Origin of the sequence: Hydrogenophaga sp. T2 (assembly GCF_049843535.1) — a bacterium.
In the GTDB taxonomy this organism is placed as follows: domain Bacteria; phylum Pseudomonadota; class Gammaproteobacteria; order Burkholderiales; family Burkholderiaceae_C; genus Hydrogenophaga; species Hydrogenophaga crocea.
In genome coordinates, this window is record NZ_JBBHZJ010000002.1 from 536,411 (window position 1) to 557,775 (window position 21,365).

A 21,365-nucleotide genomic window follows, 5' to 3' on the forward strand; every position below is an offset into this window, starting at 1 on the left:
AGCGCCCGCGCCGCCATGGGCATCGAACTCGATTTCGCGGCCGTGCTCGCGCAGTGGCCGCTGCTGCTCAGGGGCATGGCCTGGACGCTCGGGCTCACGGCCGTCTCGGCCGTGCTCGGCGTGGCGCTGGGCGTGGCCTGCGCCTGGGCGCGCACCGACGGCCCGGCCGCGCTGGGCTGGCTGGCCGCGGCCTACGTGGAGCTGATCCGCAACACGCCCTTCATCGTGCAGCTGTTCTTCGTGTTCTTCGGCCTGCCCGCGGCGGGCGTGAAGCTCACGCCCGAGCTCGCGTCGGTGATCGCCATGGTGGTGAACCTCGGGGCCTACGCGGCCGAGATCGTGCGCGCGGGCGTGGAGGCCACGCCGCGCGGCCAGTTCGAGGCCGCGGCCAGCCTCGCGCTGTCGCGCGCGCAGACCTTCGTGCACGTGGTGCTGCCGCCCGCGCTGCGCAAGGTGTGGCCCGCGCTCACCAGCCAGATCATCATCGTGATGCTGGGCTCGGCGGTGTGCGGCCAGATCGCCACCGAAGAACTGAGCTATGCGGCCAACCTGATCCAGAGCCGCAACTTCCGCGCGTTCGAGGCCTTCATCGTCGCCACCGCGCTCTACCTGCTGATGTCGATGGCGGTGCGCGCGCTGCTGAACTGGGCCGGCCCGCGTTTCATCTTCGGAGGCCGCCGTGGTTGATTTCAGCCTCTGGGACATCGTGCGCAACCTGCTGCTGGCGGCGCGCTGGACCGTGGTGCTCTCGCTGATCGCGTTCGTGGGCGGCGGGCTCGTGGGTGGGCTGCTGCTGGTGGCGCGCACCGCGCGCTGGCCCGGCGCCACGGCCTTCGTGAAGGCCTATGTGCAGCTCTTCCAGGGCACGCCGCTGCTCATGCAGCTCTTCCTCGCCTACTTCGGCCTCGCGCTGTTCGGCGTCGACACCTCGGCCTGGGTGGCGGCCACGCTCGCACTCACGCTCTACACCAGCGCCTTCCTGGTGGAGATCTGGCGCGGCTGCGTGGAAGCCGTCCCCAAGGGCCAGTGGGAAGCCGCACAAAGCCTGGCACTGAGCTTCGGCGAACAGCTGCGCCACGTGATCCTGCCGCAGGCGCGGCGCATCGCCATCGCGCCCACCGTGGGCTTTCTGGTGCAGGTCATCAAGGGCACCGCGCTCGCGTCGGTGATCGGTTTCGTCGAGCTCACCAAGGCCGGCACCATGATCACCAACGCCACCTTCGCGCCGTTTCTCGTCTACAGCTGCGTCGCGCTCATGTACTTCGCGCTCTGCTTCCCCGTGAGCTGGGCCGCCCGCACGCTCGAAAGGCAACGCCATGCCCACCGCTGAACCCCACGCCATCGTCCACATCACCGGCCTGCGCAAGGCCTACGGCGCCAACGAGGTCCTCAAGGGCATCGACCTGCAGGTCGGCCGCGGCGAGGTGATCGCCATCATCGGCAAGAGCGGCTCGGGCAAGAGCACGCTGTTGCGTTGCATCAACGGGCTCGAGGTGTTCCAGTCCGGCGCGCTCACCGTGGACGGCCAGCCGCTGCGGCACGAAGACGCCGCCGCCATGCGCGAGCTGCGCCAGCACGTGGGCATGATCTTCCAGGGCTTCAACCTGTTCCCGCACCTGAGCGTGGGCCGCAACGTGATGCTCGCGCCCGCGCTGGTGAAGAAGGCGCCCGAAGCGGTGAACGCCGAGCGCGCGCGCCAGCTGCTGCAACGCGTGGGCCTGGCCGACAAGTTCGATGCGTTTCCCGACCAGCTCTCGGGCGGCCAGCAGCAGCGTGTGGCCATCGCGCGCGCGCTGGCCATGCAGCCCAGCGTGCTGCTGTGCGACGAGATCACCTCCGCGCTCGACCCCGAACTCGTGGGCGAGGTGCTGCAGGTGGTGGAGTCGCTCGCCAACGAGGGCATGACGCTGCTGATGGTGACGCACGAGATGAACTTCGCGCGCAAGGTGAGCGACCGCGTGATCTTCATGCACCAGGGCCGGGTGCACGAGATCGGCCCGCCCGAGCAGCTCTTCGGCCAGCCGGCCACGCCCGAGCTGCGGCAGTTCCTGGCCTCAGTGCATTGAGCGCATCACCACCACGATCACGCCCAGCGACAGCAGCGTGACCGGCACGCCCACCACGGCGTGGCGCTTCCAGTCGATCACGATGCCCTGCTGGCGCGCGAGGTCGGCCACGATGAGGTTGGCGATCGAGCCCACCAGCAGCAGGTTGCCCGCGAAGGTGGTCACGAGCGCCAGCGTCACGCCGGCCTGGGCATCGCCCTGCAGGTGCGGCAGCAGCAGCATCACCGCGGGCACGTTGGACACCAGGTTGCTCAGCACCACGCCCACCACCAGCAGCGGTCCGGGATCGGCCAGGCGCACGCCGTGGCCCGCGAGCCAGGCCACGGCATCGGCCGAGAGACCGGTTTTCTCGAAGGCGTGGTTGACCACGAACAGGCCGATGAACAGGATCAGCAGCGGCCAGTCGACCAGCTTCATGAAGGCCGACGAGGCGAGTCGGCGGCTGAGCAGCAGCAGCGCCGCCCCCACCAGGGCCATCACCTCGTGCGGGCCGTCGCGGAACAGGAACAGGCCCATGAGGCCGCCCGCCACCAGCAGGCCCTTGGCGGTCTGCCACAGGTCCAGCGGCGGCTCCTCGTCGGGCCGCTCGGGCACGGGCAGGGGCTCCACGCGCGCGTGCGGCACGCAGACCAGCCAGCCCCAGAGCACCACCAGGCTGATCAGCACCGGCAGCAGCGCAGCGCGCGCGTAGGCCGCGAAATCGAGCTGCAGCACCGAGCCGATCAGCATGTTCTGCGGGTTGCCGATCAGCGTGGCGGCCGAGCCGATGTTGGCCGCGCACGCCAGGCCGATGAGAAAGGGCAGCGGATTGGCGCCGCGGCGCAGGCACAGCCGCGCCACGATGGGCGTCATGGCCAGGCAGACCACATCGTTGGAAAACACGGCCGAGAGCAGCGCGGCCACCGCGATCAGCGCGGCCAGCAGCGCGGCATCGGGCAGGGGCAGCGCGCCCACGCGGCGCGTCACTGCGGCGTAGAAGCCGCCCAGGCGCATCTGCGCCGAGATCACCATGAAGGCGAACAGCAGCAGGATGGTGGGCAGGTCGACCGCCTGCGCCGCCTCGACCACGCCCATGCCCGAGAGCGCGATCACCGCGATCGCGCCCAGCAGGGCCACGCCCGAGCGGTCGAGCTTGAGCCGCGGCAGTCCGCCCAGGAACATGCCCAGGTAGACCACGCCGAAGACCACGACGATGGCCCAGTCGGCGGCGGCATTCAGCAGGGGATCGGTTTGCAGCATGGAGCGCGCATGGTAGCGGCGGGCAGCAAAAAGCCGCCCGCGGGCGGCTTGTGCGGGGCGGTGGGCCGGCTCAGGCCTGCAGCGCGGCCCACATTTCCTTGTCGCGCTCGGCGGTCCAGATGCGCGGGTTCTTGATGCCCTTGGCCTCGTCGTAGGCGCGACTCACGTCGAAGGGCAGGCAGTGCTCGTAGATGAACACGTGGCCGAACATCGGGTCCATGGTCTTGCGCGTGTGGGCCATGGCGGCCTTGAGGTCCATGTTGGCGGCCACGGCCTCCTTGCCGGCCTGGAACAGGGTGGTGACCCAGCGCTTCGTGTAGTCCAGCGCCTTGTTCACGTTGGCGTTGCCCTTCATGGCTTCGCCGCGGCCCGGCACGATGTACTCGGCCTGCAGCGCGCGCAGCGCCTCGAGCGTGGCGGGCCATTCCTCGAGCTGGGCGTCGCCGGTGTAGACGCCGGCCTCGTACTCGACGAGGTCGCCGCTGAACAGCACCTTCTCGGCCTCGACCCAGGCGATGGTGTCGCCGCGCGTGTGGCCCTGGCCCGGGTGCCAGATCTCGACCTTCACGCCGCCCAGGTCGACCGTGAGCGAGCCCTGGCGGCCCGGTGTGCCGTCGCCGATGACCATGGTGGGCCAGGTCAGGCCGGGCACGCTGTCGGCGCCGCGGAACAGGCGCGGGAAGCGCTCCATTTCGCTCTGCATGTCCTCGGCGCCGCGCTCGACGATCAGCTCGTAAGTGCCACGGCTGGCGATGATCTCGGTCGCGCCTTCGGCCGCGTAGGCGCTCGCGCCCAGCACGCGCACCGCGTGGTAGTGGGTCAGCAGCACGTACTTGATGGGCTTGTCACTGACCTCGCGGATGCGCTTGATCAGGTCCTGCGCCATGGCCGGCGTGGCGGTGGCGTCGCTCACCATGATGAACTTCTCGCCAATGATCACGCCCGAGTTCGGGTCGCCTTCGGCGGTGTAGGCCCAGCAGTGCGGGCTCAGTTGCTCGAAGGTGATCTTCTTGTCCTGCAGGTCGGCCTGGGAGGCGAAAGCTTTGCTCATGGGGCGGTCTCCGTGGAAAAGGCGGATTTTACTTAAACGAAATCGGTTTCACATAAGTAAACTGGAAAATCGCTGAACAGGCGGATCGGTTCAGGGCCGGCGCCCGCCGAAGCCGCCCTCGATCACGGCCACGACCTCTTCGGCGAAGGCCGAGTAGCTCATGGGCCCGCCGGGGCGCAGCCAGATGAAGGTCCAGTTGATCATGCCGAACAGCATCATGGTGAGCGCGGCCTGGTTCTCGGGCGTGACGCGATCCGGGTAGGCGCGCCGGATGAAGCGCGTGAAGGCCGCGACCACGTCGCGCTGGCGGTTGACCACCAGCTCGCGCTGGGTTTCACCGAGGAACTTGGTGTCGGAGACCAGGGCCGCATGGCGTGTGGCGCTGTGCTCGTACTCGGCCAGAAAGGCCCGCACCAACTCGCTCAGCGCCTCGCGCTCGCTCAGGTTCTTGCGCTGTGCCCGGCCCTCGGCCTCGCCGATCAGGGCCAGCAGGCGCTGGGTGTAGCGGTCCAGCAGGTCGAACAGGATCGCTTCCTTGCTCTCGTAGTAGTGGTAGAGCCGCGCCTTGCTGGTGCCGCAGGCCTGGGCGATGTGGTTCATGCTCGCGGCCGGGAAGCTCTGGCGCGCGAAGCACTGGGCGGCGACGTCGAGGATCTCCTCGCGCTTGAGGTCGTGGGTGGCGGATTTGGGTCGGGCCATCGGACGATTCTGCCTGCGGCCGCACAATCGACCCATGTCGGGCGCCCGCGATCCCTTCGTCGACCACGTGTGCGAGCTGCTGGCCAGCCTCGGGCCGGTGGCGGCGCGGCGCATGTTCGGCGGCTGGGGCCTGTCGGTGGACGGCATGAACGTGGGCATCGTGGCCTGGGACACGCTGTTCCTCAAGACGAATGCCGAGACCGAGCCGCAGTGGCTCGCGGCGGGCGCGCGGCCCTTCGTGTACGAGGCCAAGGGCAAGGCCATGCGCCTGCACTACCACACGCCCCCGGACGAGGCGCTCGAATCGCCCGCGCTGATGGCGCCCTGGGCCCGGCTGGCCCTGCAGGCGGCGCTGGCCGCGCGCGCCCCGGCGAAGCGGGCGCGCGCACAGAAGGCGCCGGCCCGCCGGGCGCCGCGCTGACTCAGGGCGGGTTGGACTCGAAGCGCGAGAGCACGCGGCCGCGGCCGGCCACGAGGAACTCGCCATAGCCCAGCACGCCGCGCGCGAGGCGGCCGAAGGCCAGCACCACCTGGCCCAGCGCCTGCGCGAGCTCGCGCGTGGGGGCGCCGACCTCGCGCTGGAAGCGGCCCGGGGCCGGCACGGCCACCGGCAGCACGCACCAGTCGAAGCGCACCGCCTCACCGCTCGCCCAGGGCTCCATCACCAGGTGCGCGCCCGCGGGCACGTGCAGGGTGTCGCCGGCCTGGAGCACGTGGTCACCCAGGCCCTCGGGCACATGGGGCAGGTTCAGCGTGACCCAGGCGCGGCCGCTGAGGACGCTCAGGCAGCTGTCGTCGGCGGGGTACAGGCTGAGCGCCCGATGGGCACCGACCAGGTGGCCGCGGCGGGCCGTGTTTGATGCCGATTCGGAACGGGTATTCATGGGGTTTCTCCATGCACCAGGGGGTATTGGTGCGGATGGAATCTTCGCGGGACGCATGTCCAACGTCCAATGAAACCCGGCTAAGCTATTGATTCCCCGACCGCATCAATGCCGCCATGAGCCTGCCGCCCCGCCACCCCCGCACCCGCCCCATCGGCATGGGCCACCTGCGCGCCTTCGAGACCGTGGCACGGCACCTGAATTTCCGTGCCGCGGCCGAAGAGCTTTCGCTCACGCAGAGCGCCGTGAGCCGGCAGATCCAGGCGCTCGAAGACGAGGTGGGCGCGGCGCTGTTCCTGCGCCACACGCGTGCGGTCGAACTCACGAGCGCGGGCTCCATGCTGCTGCGCGCGGCGTCCACCGCGCTCGAGCGCGTGGACATGACGGTGCGCCAGATCCGCCAGAGCGCGGGCCGCAAAAGCGTGGCCATCACCACCTGGGCTTCGTTCGCCTCGATGTGGCTGATCCCGCGGCTCGAGGCCTTTCAGCGCGACCACCCCGACATCGACATCCGCATCGACGCCACCGACGCCGCGGTCGACCTCGCCACCGCCGACGTCGACCTGGCGCTGCGCTACGCGGTGCCGCAGGCGGTGCCGGCCGACGCGGTGCGCCTGTTCGGCGAGAAGCTCACGCCCGTGGCCAGCCCCTGGCTGCTGCAAAGCCACCCGATCCGCCGCATCGAAGACCTCGCGGGCTGCGCGCTGATCGAGGCCGGCGACGCGCACCGCACGCGTCACCTCGAATGGCTCACCTGGCAGCGCTGGCTCGACCACTTCGCCACGCCCGAGCCCGCACCGCGCGGGCGCAAGGCCGCGCCCAAGCCGCGCCTGAACCCGCAGCGCTGGCTGTACTTCAACTACGCGCAGCAGATCGTGCAGGCGGCCATCATCGGCCAGGGCGTGGCGCTGGCGCGGCTGCCGCTGGTGGCCGAGAACCTGGCCAGCGGCGCGCTGGTGGAGCCGCTGCCACACGCGCGCATCGACTCGCCGCTGGTGTACTGGCTGGTGGTGGCGCCGCGCAGCGCGCAACGGCCCGAGGTCAAGGCCTTCGCCGACTGGCTGCTGCAGCAGGCGGCGATCACGCGCGAAGCCATCGGCGACGTGCCCGACCCCGACACGCTGGACCAGATGGACTGAGATGACCAACAGCAACCTGCGCAGCATCGTCGCGATGCTGATCGCCGTGGGCTTCTTCGCCCTCATGGACGCCGTGCTCAAGACCCTGTCGGCGCGCTACCCGGTGCTGCAGATCGCCGCGTTGCGCGGGCTTACCGCGCTGCCGCTGGTGCTGGCCTACATCGCCTGGCGCGGCGCCTGGCACACGGTGCTGCGCATCCGCTGGCCGCTGCACCTGCTGCGCGGGCTGCTGGGCATCGTGATGCTGAGCCTGTTCACGCTGGGCGTGCGCACGCTGCCGCTGTCGGCGGCGTACACGCTGTTCTTCATCGCCCCCTTGCTGATCACCGCACTGTCGGTGCCGGTGCTCAAGGAACGCGTGCCCGCCGCGCACTGGTGGGCGATCGGCGCCGGTTTCATCGGCGTGCTGATCGCGCTGCGCCCCAGCGGCGCCGACCTGCAGGCCGGCCTGGCCACCGCTGGCGGCCTGGCGGTGCTGGGCGCGGCCCTGTGTTACGCGGTGGCGGCCGTCACCGGGCGGCTGGCCAGCCGCACCGACAGCAGCGAAGCGCTGATCCTCACGATGATGCTGGCGATGGCGCTGGGCGCGGGTGCGCTCGCGCTGCCGCAGTGGGTGCCGATCGCGCGCGCCGACCTGCCCCTGCTGATCGCACTCGCGGTCACGGGCTTTTGCGGCCAGCTCGCGATCACCGAGGCCTTCCGCCACGGCCAGGCGTCCATCGTGGCGCCGTTCGAGTACAGCGCCCTGGCCTGGGGCCTGGGACTGGACTGGCTGATCTGGCACACGCTGCCCTCCTCGCACACCTGGCTCGGCGCGGCGATCGTGATCGGCAGCGGGCTCTACCTGATCCGGCGCGAGAAGCGCATCACCGAGGCCCACGCAAACGCCGAGCACCCCTGAGGGGCGCGGCGCGGCGACCTCAGTCGACCGGCCAGGCCACGCCCGAATCGACCAGCACCGCGTCGAGCGGCACGTCGTGCGGCTCGGGCCGCAGTTCGGGCACGAAGGCGAAGTCGTAGCCCAGGCCCACGGTGACCGGGCGCGGCCGCAGCGTGGCCAGCGTGCGGTCGTAGAAGCCGCCGCCGTAACCGAGCCGGTAGCCGCCGGGGCCGTAGCCCACGCAGGGCACGAAGATCAGCGTGGGCACCACCACCTCGGTGTCCTTGGGCTTGGGAATGCCGTAGGCGTCTTCCTCCATCGGGCAGCCCGGGTACCAGGTGTGGAAGGTCAGGGTCTTGTCGATCTTGTTGATCACGGGCAGGCCGATGCGGCGGTGGCGCTGCTGGCTCTGCGCGTCTTCCTCGAGCCCGGCCTCCTGCCAGCGAAACAGCGCGGGCAGCGGATCGAACTCGCCCTTGATCGGCCAGTAGGCGCCGATCACCGTGTCGGGCCGGTTCACGAGGAACACGCGCATCACGCGCTGCAGCTGGTCGTTGCGCCACAGCCGGTCGGGCAGCGACTGGCGCTTGTCGATCAGCGCCTTGCGCCAGCGCGCCTTGGTCTCGCCCGGGCTGCCGCCGGCCGTGCGGCCGTCGGGGGAATGGGAACTCTCACCGGGCTTGCTGTCCATAATCCTCGTGTGTCCGAATTGCTCGAGAGCCAGGAAGTGAAATGCCGTTGACCTCACCGCTGTGGCATGCCACGCGACTGGGCCGCCGCCTGATTATGGGGGCGCTCCTGCTGCCCGTTCTTGCGTCATCGCAGACCGTGGGCGACAAGGCCCTGCTCGACATGCGCGCCGCCTACAGCCGTGGCCAGAGCGCCGAACTCGCGCGGCTGTTGCCCACCGTGCGCGGCCACGTGCTCGAACCGCTGGCGCGCTACTGGGACATGCGCGTGCGCCTCGACACCGCATCCCCCACCGAGATCCGCGCCGCGCTCGACGCCATGGCCGGCACCTACTGGGAAGACCGCCTGCGCAACGACTGGCTGCTGCAGCTGGGCAAGCGCCGCGACTGGGCGCGCTTCGAGGCCGAGCGCCCGCTGTTCCGCATGAACGACGACCGCCAGGTCACTTGCTACACCGTGATGCTCGACGCCGCGGGCAGCCGCCTGCCGCCCGAGGTCGCGGCCGAACGCGTGCGCGAACTCTGGCTCGCGCAGCGCGACGCCGAAGACGGCTGCGCCACCGCGGCCCAGGCCCTGCTCGCCAGCGGCCACCTCAAGCCCGCGGTGGTGTGGCAGCGCGCCCGCGCGATGATGGAGGTGAACCGCCCGCGCGCCGCGAGCCAGGCCGTGGCCCTGATCGACCCCGAACGCGCGGCGCAGATCGACGGCATCGCGGCCGACCCCGCGCGCTACCTCGACGACAAGATCACCGCGATCCGCCCGCGCACCAAGGAGCTGGTCACGCTCGCGCTGCTGCGCCTGGCGGCGGTCGATCCCAATGCCGCGGCCAGGGAGCTCGAAAGCCTCAAGTGGCGCACCCAGCTCACGGCCGAAGAGCGCAGCCACGCCTGGGGCGCGATCGGCCGCCGCGCGGCGCAGCGCCTGCAGACCGACGCACTCGATTTCTACGCCCGTGGCGAGCTGCAGCACATGACCGACGAGCACCTGGCCTGGATGGCGCGCGCCGGTCTGCGCCTGGGCCGCTGGACCGCGGTGCGCGACGCCATCTACGCCATGAGCCCCGCGCAGCGTGCCGACAGCGACTGGGTCTACTGGCGCGCCCGCGCCATCGAAGCGCTGCAGGAACCCGATGCCGTGGTGGCCCGCGCGCAGGCGCGCAGCCTGTACGAGTCCATCGCCTCCACGAGCGACTTCCACGGCATGCTCGCGCTCGAGACGCTGGGTGTGCCCATCACCACCCCGCCGGCCCCGGCGCCGCTCACCGCCGAAGAACGCCGCGCGGCCGAGAACGACCCCGGCCTGCGCCGCGCGCTCGCTGCCATGCGCCTGGGCCTGCGCAGCGAAGGCGTGCGCGAATGGAACTACCAGGTCGCGCTGCACAACACCGGCGGCATGGCCGACCGCGAGCTGCTCGCTGCGGCCGACCTCGCCTGCCGCGAGCAGATCTGGGACCGCTGCATCAACACCAGCCAGCGCACGCGCGACCTGATCGACCCCGCGCAGCGCTTCCCCACGCCCTACCGCGAGCAGGTGGTGGCGCGCGCCCAGGCCATCGGCCTCGATCCTGCCTACGTCTACGGCCTGATCCGCCAGGAAAGCCGCTTCGTCACCGAAGCGCGTTCGAGCGTGGGCGCCTCGGGCCTCATGCAGGTCATGCCCGCCACCGCGCGCTGGACCGCGCAGAAGATCGGCCTGAGCGATTTCCGCCCGCACCAGATCAACGAGCGCGACACCAACATCCAGATCGGCACCGCCTACCTCAAGTTCGCGCTCGACGACTTCGAAGGCTCCATGCCGCTCGCGGCCGCGGCCTACAACGCGGGCCCGGGCCGCGCGCGACAGTGGCGCAACGGTCCTGTGCTGCCAGGCGACATCTGGGCCGAGAACATCCCGTTCGAAGAAACGCGCGACTACGTGCAGCGCGTGCTCACCAACACCACGCTGTACGCGGCGCAGCTCACGGGCCAGCCGCAGTCGCTGCGCGCGCGCCTGGGCACCGTGGGGCCGCGCAGCGCCACGGCGGGCGCCGTCAACGCCGAACTGCCCTGAATCCCCCTTGCGCAACGCCATGAAGAACGTCCTCGTCCTCGGCGGCACCGGCTTCGTCGGCCGCCACACCTGCGAAAAGCTGCAGCGCGACGGCTGGCACATCACCGTGCCCACGCGGCGCGCGGCCCGCGCCGCGCTCGTGCAGCACCTGCCCCGCGTCACCGTGATCGAAGCCGACGTGCACGACCCGCGCCAGCTGCTCGCGCTCATGGCCGGGCAGGACGCGGTGGTCAACCTCGTGGCCATCCTGCACGGCAGCGAAGCCGCCTTCGAACGCGCCCACGTCGAACTGCCGCTGGCCATCGAAGAAGCCTGCCTGGCTGCGGGCGTGCGCCGGCTGGTGCACGTGAGCGCGCTCGGCGTGTCCCTCGACGGCCCTTCGCGCTACCAGCGCAGCAAGGCGCGCGGCGAAGAGGTGCTGCGCGCCGCCAACCTCGACCTCACCGTGCTGCGCCCGAGCGTGATCCACGGCATGGGCGACCGCTTCCTCAACCTGTTCGCGCAGCTGCAGGCCGTGGCGCCGGTGGTGCCGCTGGCCTGCGCCGACGCGCGCTTCCAGCCCGTGTGGGTCGAAGACGTGGCCGCGGCCATCGCGGCCTGCCTGCGCGACGACGCGATCGGCCGCGCCAGCATCGGCCAGACCTACGAGTGCGTGGGCCCCGAGGTGTTCACGCTGCGCGAGCTGGTGCAACTCGCGGGGCGCCTGGGCAGCCGCGAGCGCCCCGTGATCGGGCTGCCCGCGGCCCTGGGCCGCTGCCAGGCCGCGGTCATGGAATGCCTGCCCGGCGAGCCGCTCATGAGCCGCGACAACGTCGACGCCATGGCCGTGCCCAACGTGGCCACCGGCCAGTGGCCCGGCCTCGACCGCCTCGGCATCCGGGCCGCCAGCGTGCACGCCATCGCCCCCGAGACCCTGGCGCAGCGCACAGGCCACAGTCGGCTACTGCATTGGCGGCAGCAGGCTGGACGTTGATCGGATATTGATCGCGAATCCCCGGCACCGAACTGTACGGGGGTTGTGTTATCTGAAACACTGGCGCGGCTCGCGAATGAGCACCTTTAACTTAAGGGCGCACCATGCAATCCGATCCGTACGAATCCCCCACCCACCGTGCTCGAATCGCTGCCAGCCTCGACAGCCAACGCGACGTGATCAACCGCCTCAAGCGCATCGAAGGCCAGATCCGCGGCCTCATCGACATGGTCCAGAGCGACCGCTCGTGCGAAGAGGTGGCGCAGCAGATGTCGGCGGCCCGCAAAGCCATGGACAAGGCCTTCTACCGCATGATGGCCTGCTCCATGCTCGACGCGGTCGCCGAGGCCGCGGTCGAAGGCCCCGCGATGCGCGACGTCGAGCGCTCCACGCGCATCCTCGAGAAGTACGCCTGAGCCATTCATGACGGGCCCGCATCCAAAAGGCCCGCGGTTTTCATCGATGGCACGGCCCCGCGGGCCTAGCATGCGGTTTCTTCACGGAGACCTCCCATGCCCCTGCAATTGATCATCGGCAACAAGAACTACTCGTCCTGGTCCATGCGCCCCTGGGTGCTGATGCGCCAGGCCGGCATCCCCTTTGAAGAGGTGCAGATCCGGTTCGATTCCTTCGAAGCGGACTCGGTCTTCAAGCAACGCGTGAAAGCCATCAACCCCGTGGGCAAGGTGCCTGCGCTGGTCGACGACGGCTTCGCCATCTGGGACTCGCTGGCCATTGCCGAATACCTCGCCGAACGTTTCCCCGAGCGCCAGCTCTGGCCGGCCGACACCCGCGCTCGCGCCCGCGCGCGCAGCGTGTGCGCCGAGATGCACAGCGGTTTCAGCGCGCTGCGCAACCACTGCCCCATGAACATCGAGGCATCGCTGCCCGAGGTCGGTGCGCTGCTCTGGCGCGACCAGGCCGGCCTGCGCGCCGATGTGGCACGGCTGGTCGCCATGTGGACCGAGCTGCTCGCAGCGCAGCCCCCGGGCAGCCTGCTGTTCGGCGACTTCGGCATCGCCGACGCCTTCTACGCGCCGGTGTGCACGCGCATCCGCACCTACGCCTTGCCGGTGCCGCCCGAGGTGCAGGCCTATGTCGATCGCGTGCTTGCGCTTCCGGGCGTGCAGGCCTGGGTCGGAGAGGCGCTGGCCGAAAAAGACTTCATCGACTTCGACGAGCCCTACCGGCTGCGGCCCGGCACCCGCTGAGCCCCCGCCTACACTCGCGCCCATGCAGATCTACCTCGTGGGCGGTGCCGTGCGCGATGCCCTGCTCACACGCGAGCTGGGCTGGCCCGCGCCGGCCAGCGCCGACCGCGACTGGGTGGTGGTGGGCGCCACGCCCGAGGCCATGGCCGCCCAGGGCTTCGTGCCGGTGGGCCGCGACTTCCCGGTCTTCCTGCACCCGCAGACGCACGAGGAATACGCGCTGGCGCGCACCGAGCGCAAGACCGCCCCGGGCTACCACGGCTTCGCGTTCCATGCGGCGCCGGGCGTCACACTCGAAGACGACCTCGCGCGGCGCGACCTCACGGTCAACGCCATGGCGGTGGCGGCCGAACACGCCGACCACCCGGCCGATGCCCCGCTGATCGACCCCTGGGGCGGCCTGGCCGATCTGCGCACGCGCACGCTGCGCCACGTCACGCCCGCGTTCGCCGAAGACCCGGTGCGCATCCTGCGCGTGGCGCGCTTCATGGCGCGCTGGGACGGCTTCCACATCGCACCCGCCACGCTTGCCCTGATGCGCGAGATGGTGGCGCACGGCGAGGCCCACCACCTCGTGGCCGAGCGCGTGTGGCAGGAGATCGCGCGCGGGCTGATGGAGCCGCACCCGAGCCGGCTCATCGCCGCGCTCGACGCCTGCGGACTGCTCGAGGCCTGGGGCCTCGCCGCGCTGCGCCGCGCCGCGCTCACGCCCTCGCTCGAGCGGCAGGCGGCTTTTGCGCACGCCCCGCTGGCGGTGCGCTGGACCTGGCTGGTCGCTGCGCTGCCCGACGACCTGGCCCTGCGCGCCCTGGCCGATCGCTGGCGGGTGCCCAACGAAGCGCGCGATCTCTCGCTGCTGTTGCAGCGCGAAGCCATGGCCTTGCGGCAGGCGGGCAGCGCCGACGCCGCCTCCGTGCTCGGCCTGTTCGACCGCTGCGATGCCTGGCGCAAGCCCGCGCGCTTCGCGGCCCTGCTGCAGGCCCTCGACGGCCTGGCGCTGGCCGACGCCGACGGCGGGACCGCGGCCCACGCCGCCACCGCGCGCCTGGGCCAGGCACTGCAGCGCCTGCAGGCGCTCGACGCGGCCGCCATCACGCGCGCCGCGCTCGCCGACGGCCTGAGCGGCCCCGAAGTGGGCAAGCGCTTGCATTCGGCCCGCCTCTCGGCTTTGCAAGCGGCCCTGGGCCTGCCCAGCTGAAGGCGGCGCTGTCAAGCCGCGGCGATTTGCCGCAGCGCAACACTGCGACAAACCACGCCACGCTTGCGCCCGCCGCGCCCCCCGCGGTACGGTGCAGGGCTGATGACGAGCACGCTGCCCACCCTGTCGGCCCGGCGCTCCGCGCTGTTCCTGGACTTCGATGGCACCCTGGCCGAACTCGCCAGCCGGCCCGACGCCGTGCAGATCCCGCCCGATCTGCCGGTGCTGCTGGACGCCCTGCACCGGCGCCTCGATGGCGCCTTGGCGATCGTGACCGGCCGCGCGCGCGCCGACCTGCAGCGCTGGCTGCCGGTGCAGCGCTGGCCCGGCGCCTTCGAGCACGGCGCCGTGCACGTGGGCGCCGACGGCACCGAGCGCGTGGCCGGCGGGGCCGACCTGCGCAGCGTGACCGCCCTGGCGCGCGACTTCGCGGCCCGCCACGAGGGCCTGATCCTCGAGGTCAAGCAGACCTCGCTCTCGCTGCACTTCCGGCTCAACCCCGGCCTGGGCCCGGCCTGCGTTGACCTGCTCGCGCGCGCCATCGAACACCAGGACGGCCTGCGGCTCATGAGCGGCAAGGCCGTGGTCGAGGTCAAGCCCGCCCACGTCGGCAAAGGCCGCGCGATCGCCGCTTTCATGGCCGAGCCGCCGTTCACCGGCCGCCAGCCCTGTTTCGCAGGCGACGACGTGACCGACGAAGACGGCTTCGCTGCGGTGCAGGCGCTCGGCGGCGAGGCCATCAAGGTGGGCGACGGCCCCACGCGCGCGCAGCGCCGCTGCCCCAATCCCCAGGCCTTGCGCGCCTGGTTGCACCACGCCCTGGAGACCCGCGCATGAGCCACGGATTCGCCCCTCCCGCCCCCGCGTCGCTGCAACTGGGCGTGATCGGCAACTGCACCATCAGCGCCCTGATCGACGCCCGCGCCCGCCTGGTCTGGTCGTGCATGCCGCGCTTCGACGGCGACCCCGTGTTCTGCGCCCTGCTGGGCGGCGACGGCGGCGAAAGGGGCGATTGGGCGATCGACATCGAGGACTTTGCCGAAGCGCGCCAGCGCTACGAGCCCAACACCGCGGTGCTGGTGACCGAGCTCTGGGACCGCCACGGCCAGGGCCTGCAGATCACCGACTTCGCACCGCGTTTCGCCACCCGCGGACGCATGTTCCGGCCCATGCAGATCGTGCGCCGCGTGCGCGCGCTCAAAGGCGCGCCGCGCATCCGCGTGCGGCTTTCGCCGCGCTTCGACTGGGGCGCGAACGCGCCGCGCACCACCTCGGGCAGCCACCACATCCGCTACGTGGGCGAGCACCTCACGCTGCGCCTGTACACCGACGCGCCGATCAGCCACGTGCTCGCGGCCGAGCCGTTCCTGCTGCTGCAGGAACACAGCTTCCTGCTCGGGCCCGACGAGACCCTGCAGCACGGCGTGGGCGATACCGCGCGCCACTTCGAGCAAGAGACCATTGCCTACTGGCGCACCTGGACGCAGCGTCTGGCGCTGCCGCTCGAGTGGCAGGACGCGGTGATCCGCGCCGCCATCACGCTCAAGCTCTCCCTGTTCGAGGACACCGGCGCCATCGTGGCCGCCATGACCACCAGCATCCCCGAAGCGCCCGGCACCCAGCGCAACTGGGACTACCGCTACTGCTGGCTGCGCGACGCCTTCTTCGTGGTGCGCGCGCTCAACAGCCTGTCCGAGGTGGGCACCATGGAGGACTACCTGCGCTGGGTGTCCAACGTGGTGGTCGACAGCACGCGCGGACGCGACGGCCACGTGCAGCCGCTCTTCGGCGTGGGTCTGGAACGCGATTTGCCAGAGCGCACCGTGAGCACCCTGCCCGGCTACCGCGGCATGGGACCGGTGCGCGTGGGCAACCAGGCGCACGAACACTTCCAGCACGACGTGTACGGCAACATCGTTCTCGCCTCGGCACAGGCCTTCCACGACCACCGCCTGCTGCACCAGCCGGGCCTCGACGAGTTCCACCGCCTCGAGGCCATCGGCGAGCACGCGGTGCGCGTGTTCGACCAGCCCGACGCGGGCATGTGGGAGCTGCGCACGCGCGCGCGGCTGCACACCTCCTCGGCCCTCATGGGCTGGGCCGCGTGCGACCGGCTCACCAAGATCGCGCGCAAGCTGCGCCTGCCCGAGCGCGAACGCGTGTGGAGCGAGCGCGCGGCACACATGCGCGAGCGCATCCTGCGCGAAGCCTGGAGCGAGGAACGCCAGGCCTTTGCCGAGAGCTTCGGCGGCCGCGACCTCGACGCCAGCGTGCTGCTGATGGCCGAGGTGAACCTCATCGATCCGCGCGACCCGCGCTTCGTGGCCACGCTGCGCGCGCTCGAGCAGCACCTGTGCGACGGCCCCTACATGCGGCGCTACGAAGCGCCCGACGACTTCGGCAAGCCCGAGGTGGCCTTCAACATCTGCACCTTCTGGCGCATCGACGCGCTCGCGCGCACCGGCCGCCAGGCCGAGGCGCGCGAAGTGTTCGAGGCCATGCTCGCGGTGCGCAACCCGCTGGGCCTGCTGTCGGAAGACACCCACGCCACCACGGGCGAGATGTGGGGCAACTTCCCGCAGACCTATTCGATGGTGGGCCTGATCAACGCCGCGATGCGGCTGTCGGCCCCCTGGGACTCGGTGATCTGAGCATGGGCCGACTCGTCGTGATCTCCAACCGCGTCGCCGATCCGCGCAAGACCGCGGCCGGCGGCCTGGCCGTGGCCCTGGGCCAGGCCCTCGAAGCCAGCGGCGGCCTGTGGTTCGGCTGGAGCGGGCGCATCGCCGAAGGCGGCACGCCCGGCGAAGGCGAGGTCAACCGCCAGCAGGCCGGCCCGGTGCAGCTGGTCACGGTCGACCTCTGCCGCGAAGACCACGACGCCTACTACGAACGCCACAGCAACGGCGTGCTCTGGCCGGTGTTCCACTACCGCCTCGACCTCGCCGACTTCGACGGCGGCAGCATCTCGGGCTACCGGCGCGTCAATCAGCTGTTCGCGCTCAAGCTCAAGGCCCTGCTGCGGCCCGACGACCTGATCTGGGTCCACGACTACCACCTGATCCCGCTCGCGGCCGAGCTGCGCGCCATGGGCTGCGAGCAGCGCATGGGCTTTTTCCTCCACATCCCGCTGCCGCCACCGCTGATGCTGGCCGCACTGCCCGAGCACGAATGGCTGATGCGCTCGCTGTTTGCCTACGACCTCGTGGGCCTGCAGAGCGAGGCCGACGTGACCCACTTCGCGCGCTACGCGAGCGACGAACTGCAGGCGCGCGCCGAGGGCGACCACGGCTGGCACGCCTTCGGCAAGACCCTGCAGGTGCAGGCCTTCCCCATCGGCATCGACGTGGACGAATTCCAGGCCCTCACGCGCCAGCGCGAAGCGCAGGACATGCACGACCAGCTGCGCCGCGAGTACGCGCGCCGGCGCCTGCTCGTGGGCGTGGAACGGCTCGACTACTCCAAGGGCCTGCCGCAACGGCTCAAGGCCTTTCGCACCCTGCTGCAGAAGTACCCCGAGAACCAGGGCAGCGCCACGCTGATCCAGATCGCCTCGCCGAGCCGCGAATCGGTGGACGCCTACGCCTCGCTGCGCGCCGAGCTCGAAAGCCTGTCGGGCGCCATCAATGGCGAACACGGCGAGCTCGACTGGATGCCCGTGCGCTACATCCACCGCAACGTGGCGCGCAAGCGCCTGCCCGGCCTGTACCGCGCGGCCGCGGTGGCGCTGGTGACGCCGCTGCGCGACGGCATGAACCTGGTGGCCAAGGAGTTCGTGGCCGCGCAGGACCCCGAAGACCCCGGCGTGCTTGTGCTCTCGCGTTTCGCGGGCGCGGCCGAACAGCTCAAGGAGGCCTTGCTGGTGAACCCCTACGACACCGCGCGCACCGCCGAGGCCATCCAGCGCGCGCTGCAGATGCCGCTGGCCGAGCGGCAGCAGCGCCACCAGGCGCTGCTGCAACGCATCCGCACGCACGACGTGCACTGGTGGCGCGAGCGCTTCCTGCGCGCGCTGCAAGCGACCCCTGCACAGGAGAAAACGGTTTGAACGAAAGATTCATCGACATCGCCACCGGCTGGTGGCAGGGCCTGGGCAGCCTGGCCACCAGCGGGCTGCGCATCGTGCTGATCCTGATCGCGGCCTGGGTCGTGGTCGGCATCGCGCGGCGCGCCATCCGGCTGCTGCGCGACCGCGTGGCCGGCCAGCTCGACAACGACCGCGAAGCGATCAAGCGCGCCGAAACGCTCAGCCGCGTGTTCCGCTACCTCTCGGTGGTGGTGGTGAGCCTGATCGCGGGCATGTTGGTGCTGGGCGAGCTCGGCGTGTCGGTGGCGCCCATCCTCGGCGCCGCGGGCGTGGTCGGCCTGGCCGTGGGCTTCGGCGCGCAGAGCCTGGTCAAGGACTACTTCACGGGCTTCTTCCTGCTGCTTGAGAACCAGATCCGCCAGGGCGACGTGGTGAAGCTCGGCGAGCACGCGGGCGTGGTCGAAGAGGTCACGCTGCGCTACGTGCAACTGCGCGACTACGACGGCAACGTGCACTACGTGCCCAACGGCCACATCACCACGGTGGTCAACATGACGCGCGGCTTCAGCCAGGCGGTCTGCGACGTCGCGGTCTCTGTGCACGAAGACGTGGACGCCGTGGTGCAGGTGATCCGCGAGGTGGCCGCCAGCCTGCGCGCCGACCAGGCCTTCGGCGCGCGCATCCTGGACGACCTGGAGGTGGCCGGCGTGGAGCGCTGGGACAACGCCTCGGTGGTGATCCGCTGCCGCTTCCGCACGCTGCCGATCGAACAATGGGGCGTGCGGCGCGAATTCCTGCGCCGGCTCAAGGCGGCCTTCGGGGCGCGCGGCATCCGCCTGCCCTACCCCAACCTCACGGTGCACGCCGACGGCGAGGCCGCCAACGCGGCGAACCTGCGCGAGGCCGCGGCCGCCGCGGCGCGCTGAGCGCGCGGCGCAAGCTCAGCCGAACACCGAGTCGCTCTCGGCGTGGGCCGCGCCCACGAACACCCGCAGCAGCGGGCCGTGCAGGTCGTGCTCCCACAGCCGGCCCTGGATGGTGAACTGCCGCCCGCCGACGCGGAACACGTCGCCGGGCATGGGGGCCACGCCGTGGCCGCGCCAGTAGTCGGGCACCACCAGGTTGGACCGCCGCAGCCAGGCCTGGTCTTCGTGCGAAAAGACGAGCACGGTTCGCAGTGGGTTGCTCATGCGGCCTCCTGGGTAGCGGTTGGCCGGCCAGCGTAGCGCAAGCGTGCGTTCAATCCAAGCCGTCGAGGCTGCGCGCCGCGCCCAGCAGCGCGGGCGAGTCGGGCGCGGTGATCACCCACACGGGAATGCCGCGCAGGTAGGTGGCGAAACGGCCCTTGGCCTCGAAGCGCGCCCGGAACGGCGAGGCGTCGAAGGCCGGGCCCAGGCGCGGCACGATGCCGCCGCCGATGTACACGCCGCCGCGCGCGCCCAGCGTGAGCGCAAGGTTGCCCGCCACCGTGCCGAGCAGCGCGCAGAACACCTCGAGCGCGGCCACGGCCTGCGGCTGCGCGGCCGATAACGCGGCCGCGGTCACGTCGGCCGGTGTGGCGATGCCCTGCACCGCCGCGCCTTCGGCCTCGCAGAGCACGCGGAAGGTGTCGAGCAGGCCCTCGCCGCTGCACACGCGTTCGCCCGAGGCATGGCCGTACCGGCGCACCAGGCCGTCGATCACCGTGCGCTCGCGCGCATCCTGCGCGGCCAGGGTCACGTGGCCACCCTCGCCCTGCAGCGGCACCCAGCCGCCGCGGCCGTCGGGCAGCAGGCCCGACACGCCCAGGCCCGTGCCCGCGCCCAGCAGGCCGATGGCGGCCCGCGGATCGGCCGTGCCGCCGCCCACCTGGCGCCGGTGCGCCGCGGGCAGCGCCGGCAGCGCGAGCGCGAGCGCGGTGAAGTCGTTGAGCACGCGCAGGTGCCGCAAGCCCAGCTCGGCCTGCAGTTCGCGCTGCGAGAACGCCCAGTGGTGGTTGGTCATGCGCACCGCATCGCCCAGCACCGGGTTGGCGATGGCGATGGCCGCGGCCTGCACCGTGCGCGGGGCAATGCCCGCGAGGTAGTGGCGCAGCGCATCCTGCAGGCGCGGGAATCCGGCCACCGGCAGCACCTGCACCGCCTCGAACGGGGCGCCGGGCGCTGGCTGGAAGGCAAAGCGGGCGTTGGTGCCGCCGACGTCGGCCAGCAAACGGGCGAGGGGCGCGGGAGGGCTCATGGCGAAATCATAGGGTTAGGGCCCGCCACGCACGCTCTAAACCCGGCGACCTAGGCTCCAGCCCGAGAGGAACCATGACATTGAGCCGGCCACTGAAAAGCCTTCATCGAAGGATCTCTGCCATGACCGAACTCGAGCACATCGACCCCCTGATCGCCAACGCCGTGGATGCCTCCGACCATGTGCTGGGCTTCGTGCGCGAAGACCAGGAGCCTTGCTGGACCTTGCTGTTCGCCGACGAGCTCTGGGTCGAGGTCGAGATCCGCGACGACGGGCTGGTGTCGGTGGGCGCTTCGATCGGCGAGGCGCCCCAGGGGCTGGCCTCGCAGAAGATGAACGAACTGCTGCTGCAGTACACCGGCCTGTCGGCCGACACCGCCGCGAGCCTCACGCCCGATGGCGAGCTGCGCCTGCGCCAGCTGCTGGCACCCACGTCGCTCGACGCCGAGCCCCTCAGAACCCGCCTCGAAGGCTTCGCCGCCAAGGCGCAGGTGTGGCGCGAATTGCTGCGCACGCCGCCCAGGGAGCCCCTCGAGGCCGCTCCCGAGCGTCCGGCGGCCTTCGTGCTGGGCATGCGCGGTTGACGCCTGAGACCACCCGCCCGTCTTCCACCCCACTTCGCACATCCCATGCGCACCACCACCGTCGGAACCAGGATCGAGGTCGGGACGCGCCCGGGGCACCGTCGCCAAGGCGTTTGATGGCCAACGCGCGAAACGGCCCGAACGCACGCAGCAGAGACCTTGAAGCAATGGGCCGGCAGGGTCGACGCCGAGTGGGGCGAGGACACGGCGGCTCGCATCGGTCTCGTCTGCGATACGCGAGGCGGCAAGGCCGCGGCCTGATCACACCAGATAGCCGATCAGCGTCGCCACGAAGCTCAGCAGCACGGTGCTCGCAAAGGGCAGGAACCACTCGCGGCCAAAGGCGCGGAAGTGAAGATCGCCCGGCAGCCGGCCCAGGCCGAGCTTGCGCAGCAGCGGCGTGGCCCAGCTGATCAGCAGCAGGGCCAGGAAGATCACGATCATCCAGCGGATCACGG

General features: G+C 71.1%; 24 protein-coding genes. 16 read left to right on the forward strand and 8 right to left on the reverse strand.

Annotated features, from left to right (window positions below; all coding sequences use genetic code 11):
• Nucleotides 1-15: 15 nt before the first annotated feature.
• From WDZ95_RS06170 to WDZ95_RS06180, 3 genes are read left to right on the forward strand one after another with little or no spacing between them, the layout of a single operon-like run.
• The gene (locus WDZ95_RS06170) at nt 16-687 is read left to right on the forward strand and encodes an amino acid ABC transporter permease (protein ID WP_425776991.1); all 672 of its coding nucleotides are present in this window, start codon (nt 16-18) and stop codon (nt 685-687) included.
• Entirely contained in the window at nt 680-1,330 is a 651-nt protein-coding gene (locus WDZ95_RS06175; protein WP_166229961.1) for an amino acid ABC transporter permease, read from the forward strand. Before WDZ95_RS06170 ends, WDZ95_RS06175 begins: the two co-directional genes overlap by 8 nt.
• A complete protein-coding gene (locus WDZ95_RS06180) occupies nt 1,317-2,066 on the forward strand; it encodes an amino acid ABC transporter ATP-binding protein (protein WP_425776993.1) in 750 nt (249 codons plus the stop codon). The genes WDZ95_RS06175 and WDZ95_RS06180 overlap by 14 nt, the downstream gene beginning before the upstream one ends.
• On the opposite strand, the gene WDZ95_RS06185 is transcribed toward WDZ95_RS06180, so the two are convergent.
• From WDZ95_RS06185 to WDZ95_RS06195, 3 genes are all read right to left on the reverse strand, one after another.
• Nucleotides 2,055-3,305, reverse strand: coding sequence for an SLC13 family permease (locus WDZ95_RS06185; RefSeq protein ID WP_425776995.1), 1,251 nt, complete (start codon nt 3,303-3,305; stop codon nt 2,055-2,057). The two genes, WDZ95_RS06180 and WDZ95_RS06185, sit on opposite strands and share 12 nt — an antisense overlap.
• A 70-nt stretch (nt 3,306-3,375) precedes the next feature.
• The gene (locus tag WDZ95_RS06190) at nt 3,376-4,356 is read right to left on the reverse strand and encodes an MBL fold metallo-hydrolase (RefSeq protein ID WP_425776997.1); all 981 of its coding nucleotides are present in this window, start codon (nt 4,354-4,356) and stop codon (nt 3,376-3,378) included.
• 90 nt (nt 4,357-4,446) lie between these two features.
• Nucleotides 4,447-5,055 (reverse strand): TetR/AcrR family transcriptional regulator, encoded by a 609-nt coding sequence (locus WDZ95_RS06195; protein WP_425776999.1) that lies wholly within the window; start codon nt 5,053-5,055, stop codon nt 4,447-4,449.
• A gap of 34 nt (nt 5,056-5,089) precedes the next feature.
• Here WDZ95_RS06195 and WDZ95_RS06200 point away from each other — a divergent pair, with 34 nt between their 5' ends.
• On the forward strand, nt 5,090-5,476 hold the full coding sequence (locus WDZ95_RS06200; RefSeq protein ID WP_425777001.1) for a TfoX/Sxy family protein: 387 nt from the start codon (nt 5,090-5,092) through the stop codon (nt 5,474-5,476).
• A 1-nt stretch (nt 5,477) separates the two neighbouring features.
• Here the strand turns inward: WDZ95_RS06200 and WDZ95_RS06205 are convergent, their stop codons facing one another.
• Nucleotides 5,478-5,939 carry a DUF2917 domain-containing protein gene (locus WDZ95_RS06205; protein WP_425777003.1) on the reverse strand — a complete coding sequence of 154 codons (462 nt, stop codon included), beginning with the start codon at nt 5,937-5,939 and terminating at the stop codon, nt 5,478-5,480.
• Nucleotides 5,940-6,055: 116 nt separating this feature from the next.
• Between WDZ95_RS06205 and WDZ95_RS06210 the strand changes: the two genes are divergently transcribed.
• Nucleotides 6,056-7,078, forward strand: a complete 1,023-nt coding sequence (locus WDZ95_RS06210; protein WP_166229947.1) for a LysR substrate-binding domain-containing protein — start codon at nt 6,056-6,058, stop codon at nt 7,076-7,078.
• A gap of 1 nt (nt 7,079) precedes the next feature.
• A complete protein-coding gene (locus WDZ95_RS06215; RefSeq protein ID WP_425777005.1) occupies nt 7,080-7,979 on the forward strand; it encodes a DMT family transporter in 900 nt (299 codons plus the stop codon).
• Between the two features lie 19 nt (nt 7,980-7,998).
• On the opposite strand, the gene WDZ95_RS06220 is transcribed toward WDZ95_RS06215, so the two are convergent.
• Nucleotides 7,999-8,649, reverse strand: a complete 651-nt coding sequence (locus tag WDZ95_RS06220; protein WP_166229943.1) for a 5-formyltetrahydrofolate cyclo-ligase — start codon at nt 8,647-8,649, stop codon at nt 7,999-8,001.
• Between the two features lie 41 nt (nt 8,650-8,690).
• Here WDZ95_RS06220 and WDZ95_RS06225 point away from each other — a divergent pair, with 41 nt between their 5' ends.
• The 9 genes from WDZ95_RS06225 to WDZ95_RS06265 all read left to right on the forward strand — a co-directional run bounded on the left by WDZ95_RS06225 (nt 8,691) and on the right by WDZ95_RS06265 (nt 19,032).
• Nucleotides 8,691-10,697, forward strand: coding sequence for a transglycosylase SLT domain-containing protein (locus WDZ95_RS06225; RefSeq protein ID WP_425777008.1), 2,007 nt, complete (start codon nt 8,691-8,693; stop codon nt 10,695-10,697).
• A gap of 19 nt (nt 10,698-10,716) precedes the next feature.
• Nucleotides 10,717-11,670 carry a complex I NDUFA9 subunit family protein gene (locus WDZ95_RS06230; RefSeq protein WP_425777010.1) on the forward strand — a complete coding sequence of 318 codons (954 nt, stop codon included), beginning with the start codon at nt 10,717-10,719 and terminating at the stop codon, nt 11,668-11,670.
• Between the two features lie 104 nt (nt 11,671-11,774).
• Nucleotides 11,775-12,086 carry a metal-sensitive transcriptional regulator gene (locus tag WDZ95_RS06235; RefSeq protein ID WP_166229940.1) on the forward strand — a complete coding sequence of 104 codons (312 nt, stop codon included), beginning with the start codon at nt 11,775-11,777 and terminating at the stop codon, nt 12,084-12,086.
• A 96-nt stretch (nt 12,087-12,182) separates the two neighbouring features.
• Nucleotides 12,183-12,881 (forward strand): glutathione S-transferase family protein, encoded by a 699-nt coding sequence (locus WDZ95_RS06240; RefSeq protein WP_425777012.1) that lies wholly within the window; start codon nt 12,183-12,185, stop codon nt 12,879-12,881.
• A gap of 22 nt (nt 12,882-12,903) precedes the next feature.
• Nucleotides 12,904-14,079 carry a multifunctional CCA tRNA nucleotidyl transferase/2'3'-cyclic phosphodiesterase/2'nucleotidase/phosphatase gene (locus WDZ95_RS06245; protein ID WP_425777014.1) on the forward strand — a complete coding sequence of 392 codons (1,176 nt, stop codon included), beginning with the start codon at nt 12,904-12,906 and terminating at the stop codon, nt 14,077-14,079.
• Between the two features lie 102 nt (nt 14,080-14,181).
• Nucleotides 14,182-14,916 carry a trehalose-phosphatase gene (gene otsB, locus WDZ95_RS06250; RefSeq protein ID WP_425777016.1) on the forward strand — a complete coding sequence of 245 codons (735 nt, stop codon included), beginning with the start codon at nt 14,182-14,184 and terminating at the stop codon, nt 14,914-14,916.
• On the forward strand, nt 14,913-16,730 hold the full coding sequence (locus tag WDZ95_RS06255) for a glycoside hydrolase family 15 protein (protein ID WP_425777018.1): 1,818 nt from the start codon (nt 14,913-14,915) through the stop codon (nt 16,728-16,730). Before otsB ends, WDZ95_RS06255 begins: the two co-directional genes overlap by 4 nt.
• Before the next feature lie 2 nt (nt 16,731-16,732).
• Nucleotides 16,733-18,127, forward strand: coding sequence for an alpha,alpha-trehalose-phosphate synthase (UDP-forming) (gene otsA / locus WDZ95_RS06260; RefSeq protein ID WP_425777020.1), 1,395 nt, complete (start codon nt 16,733-16,735; stop codon nt 18,125-18,127).
• On the forward strand, nt 18,124-19,032 hold the full coding sequence (locus WDZ95_RS06265) for a mechanosensitive ion channel family protein (RefSeq protein WP_425777022.1): 909 nt from the start codon (nt 18,124-18,126) through the stop codon (nt 19,030-19,032). The genes otsA and WDZ95_RS06265 overlap by 4 nt, the downstream gene beginning before the upstream one ends.
• Nucleotides 19,033-19,047: 15 nt before the next feature.
• On the opposite strand, the gene WDZ95_RS06270 is transcribed toward WDZ95_RS06265, so the two are convergent.
• Both WDZ95_RS06270 and glk read right to left on the reverse strand, forming a co-directional pair.
• Nucleotides 19,048-19,296: a hypothetical protein gene (locus WDZ95_RS06270; protein ID WP_166229927.1), complete on the reverse strand. Its 249-nt coding sequence runs from the start codon at nt 19,294-19,296 to the stop codon at nt 19,048-19,050.
• 49 nt (nt 19,297-19,345) lie between these two features.
• Nucleotides 19,346-20,323 carry a glucokinase gene (gene glk, locus WDZ95_RS06275; RefSeq protein ID WP_425777024.1) on the reverse strand — a complete coding sequence of 326 codons (978 nt, stop codon included), beginning with the start codon at nt 20,321-20,323 and terminating at the stop codon, nt 19,346-19,348.
• Nucleotides 20,324-20,445: 122 nt separating this feature from the next.
• On the opposite strand from glk, the gene WDZ95_RS06280 reads away from it, so the two are divergent.
• Nucleotides 20,446-20,907, forward strand: coding sequence for a hypothetical protein (locus WDZ95_RS06280; protein WP_425777026.1), 462 nt, complete (start codon nt 20,446-20,448; stop codon nt 20,905-20,907).
• A gap of 261 nt (nt 20,908-21,168) precedes the next feature.
• Here WDZ95_RS06280 and WDZ95_RS06285 read toward each other — a convergent pair whose 3' ends face one another.
• Nucleotides 21,169-21,363 carry a DUF2905 domain-containing protein gene (locus WDZ95_RS06285; RefSeq protein WP_166229919.1) on the reverse strand — a complete coding sequence of 65 codons (195 nt, stop codon included), beginning with the start codon at nt 21,361-21,363 and terminating at the stop codon, nt 21,169-21,171.
• Between the last annotated feature and the right edge of the window lie 2 nt (nt 21,364-21,365).

Bases quoted from the DNA above. Each gene is read 5' to 3' on its own strand.
- otsA (WP_425777020.1), top strand. From the start codon at position 16,733: ATGGGCCGACTCGTCGTGATCTCCAACCGCGTCGCCGATCCGCGCAAG.
- WDZ95_RS06240 (WP_425777012.1), top strand. From the start codon at position 12,183: ATGCCCCTGCAATTGATCATCGGCAACAAGAACTACTCGTCCTGGTCC.
- WDZ95_RS06280 (WP_425777026.1), top strand. From the start codon at position 20,446: ATGACCGAACTCGAGCACATCGACCCCCTGATCGCCAACGCCGTGGAT.
- WDZ95_RS06230 (WP_425777010.1), top strand. From the start codon at position 10,717: ATGAAGAACGTCCTCGTCCTCGGCGGCACCGGCTTCGTCGGCCGCCAC.
- WDZ95_RS06255 (WP_425777018.1), top strand. From the start codon at position 14,913: ATGAGCCACGGATTCGCCCCTCCCGCCCCCGCGTCGCTGCAACTGGGC.
- otsB (WP_425777016.1), top strand. From the start codon at position 14,182: ATGACGAGCACGCTGCCCACCCTGTCGGCCCGGCGCTCCGCGCTGTTC.
- glk (WP_425777024.1), bottom strand. From the start codon at position 20,323: ATGAGCCCTCCCGCGCCCCTCGCCCGTTTGCTGGCCGACGTCGGCGGC.
- WDZ95_RS06220 (WP_166229943.1), bottom strand. From the start codon at position 8,649: ATGGACAGCAAGCCCGGTGAGAGTTCCCATTCCCCCGACGGCCGCACG.
- WDZ95_RS06205 (WP_425777003.1), bottom strand. From the start codon at position 5,939: ATGAATACCCGTTCCGAATCGGCATCAAACACGGCCCGCCGCGGCCAC.
- WDZ95_RS06245 (WP_425777014.1), top strand. From the start codon at position 12,904: ATGCAGATCTACCTCGTGGGCGGTGCCGTGCGCGATGCCCTGCTCACA.
- WDZ95_RS06200 (WP_425777001.1), top strand. From the start codon at position 5,090: ATGTCGGGCGCCCGCGATCCCTTCGTCGACCACGTGTGCGAGCTGCTG.
- WDZ95_RS06270 (WP_166229927.1), bottom strand. From the start codon at position 19,296: ATGAGCAACCCACTGCGAACCGTGCTCGTCTTTTCGCACGAAGACCAG.
- WDZ95_RS06190 (WP_425776997.1), bottom strand. From the start codon at position 4,356: ATGAGCAAAGCTTTCGCCTCCCAGGCCGACCTGCAGGACAAGAAGATC.
- WDZ95_RS06180 (WP_425776993.1), top strand. From the start codon at position 1,317: ATGCCCACCGCTGAACCCCACGCCATCGTCCACATCACCGGCCTGCGC.
- WDZ95_RS06225 (WP_425777008.1), top strand. From the start codon at position 8,691: ATGCCGTTGACCTCACCGCTGTGGCATGCCACGCGACTGGGCCGCCGC.
- WDZ95_RS06235 (WP_166229940.1), top strand. From the start codon at position 11,775: ATGCAATCCGATCCGTACGAATCCCCCACCCACCGTGCTCGAATCGCT.
- WDZ95_RS06210 (WP_166229947.1), top strand. From the start codon at position 6,056: ATGAGCCTGCCGCCCCGCCACCCCCGCACCCGCCCCATCGGCATGGGC.
- WDZ95_RS06185 (WP_425776995.1), bottom strand. From the start codon at position 3,305: ATGCTGCAAACCGATCCCCTGCTGAATGCCGCCGCCGACTGGGCCATC.
- WDZ95_RS06195 (WP_425776999.1), bottom strand. From the start codon at position 5,055: ATGGCCCGACCCAAATCCGCCACCCACGACCTCAAGCGCGAGGAGATC.
- WDZ95_RS06170 (WP_425776991.1), top strand. From the start codon at position 16: ATGGGCATCGAACTCGATTTCGCGGCCGTGCTCGCGCAGTGGCCGCTG.
- WDZ95_RS06215 (WP_425777005.1), top strand. From the start codon at position 7,080: ATGACCAACAGCAACCTGCGCAGCATCGTCGCGATGCTGATCGCCGTG.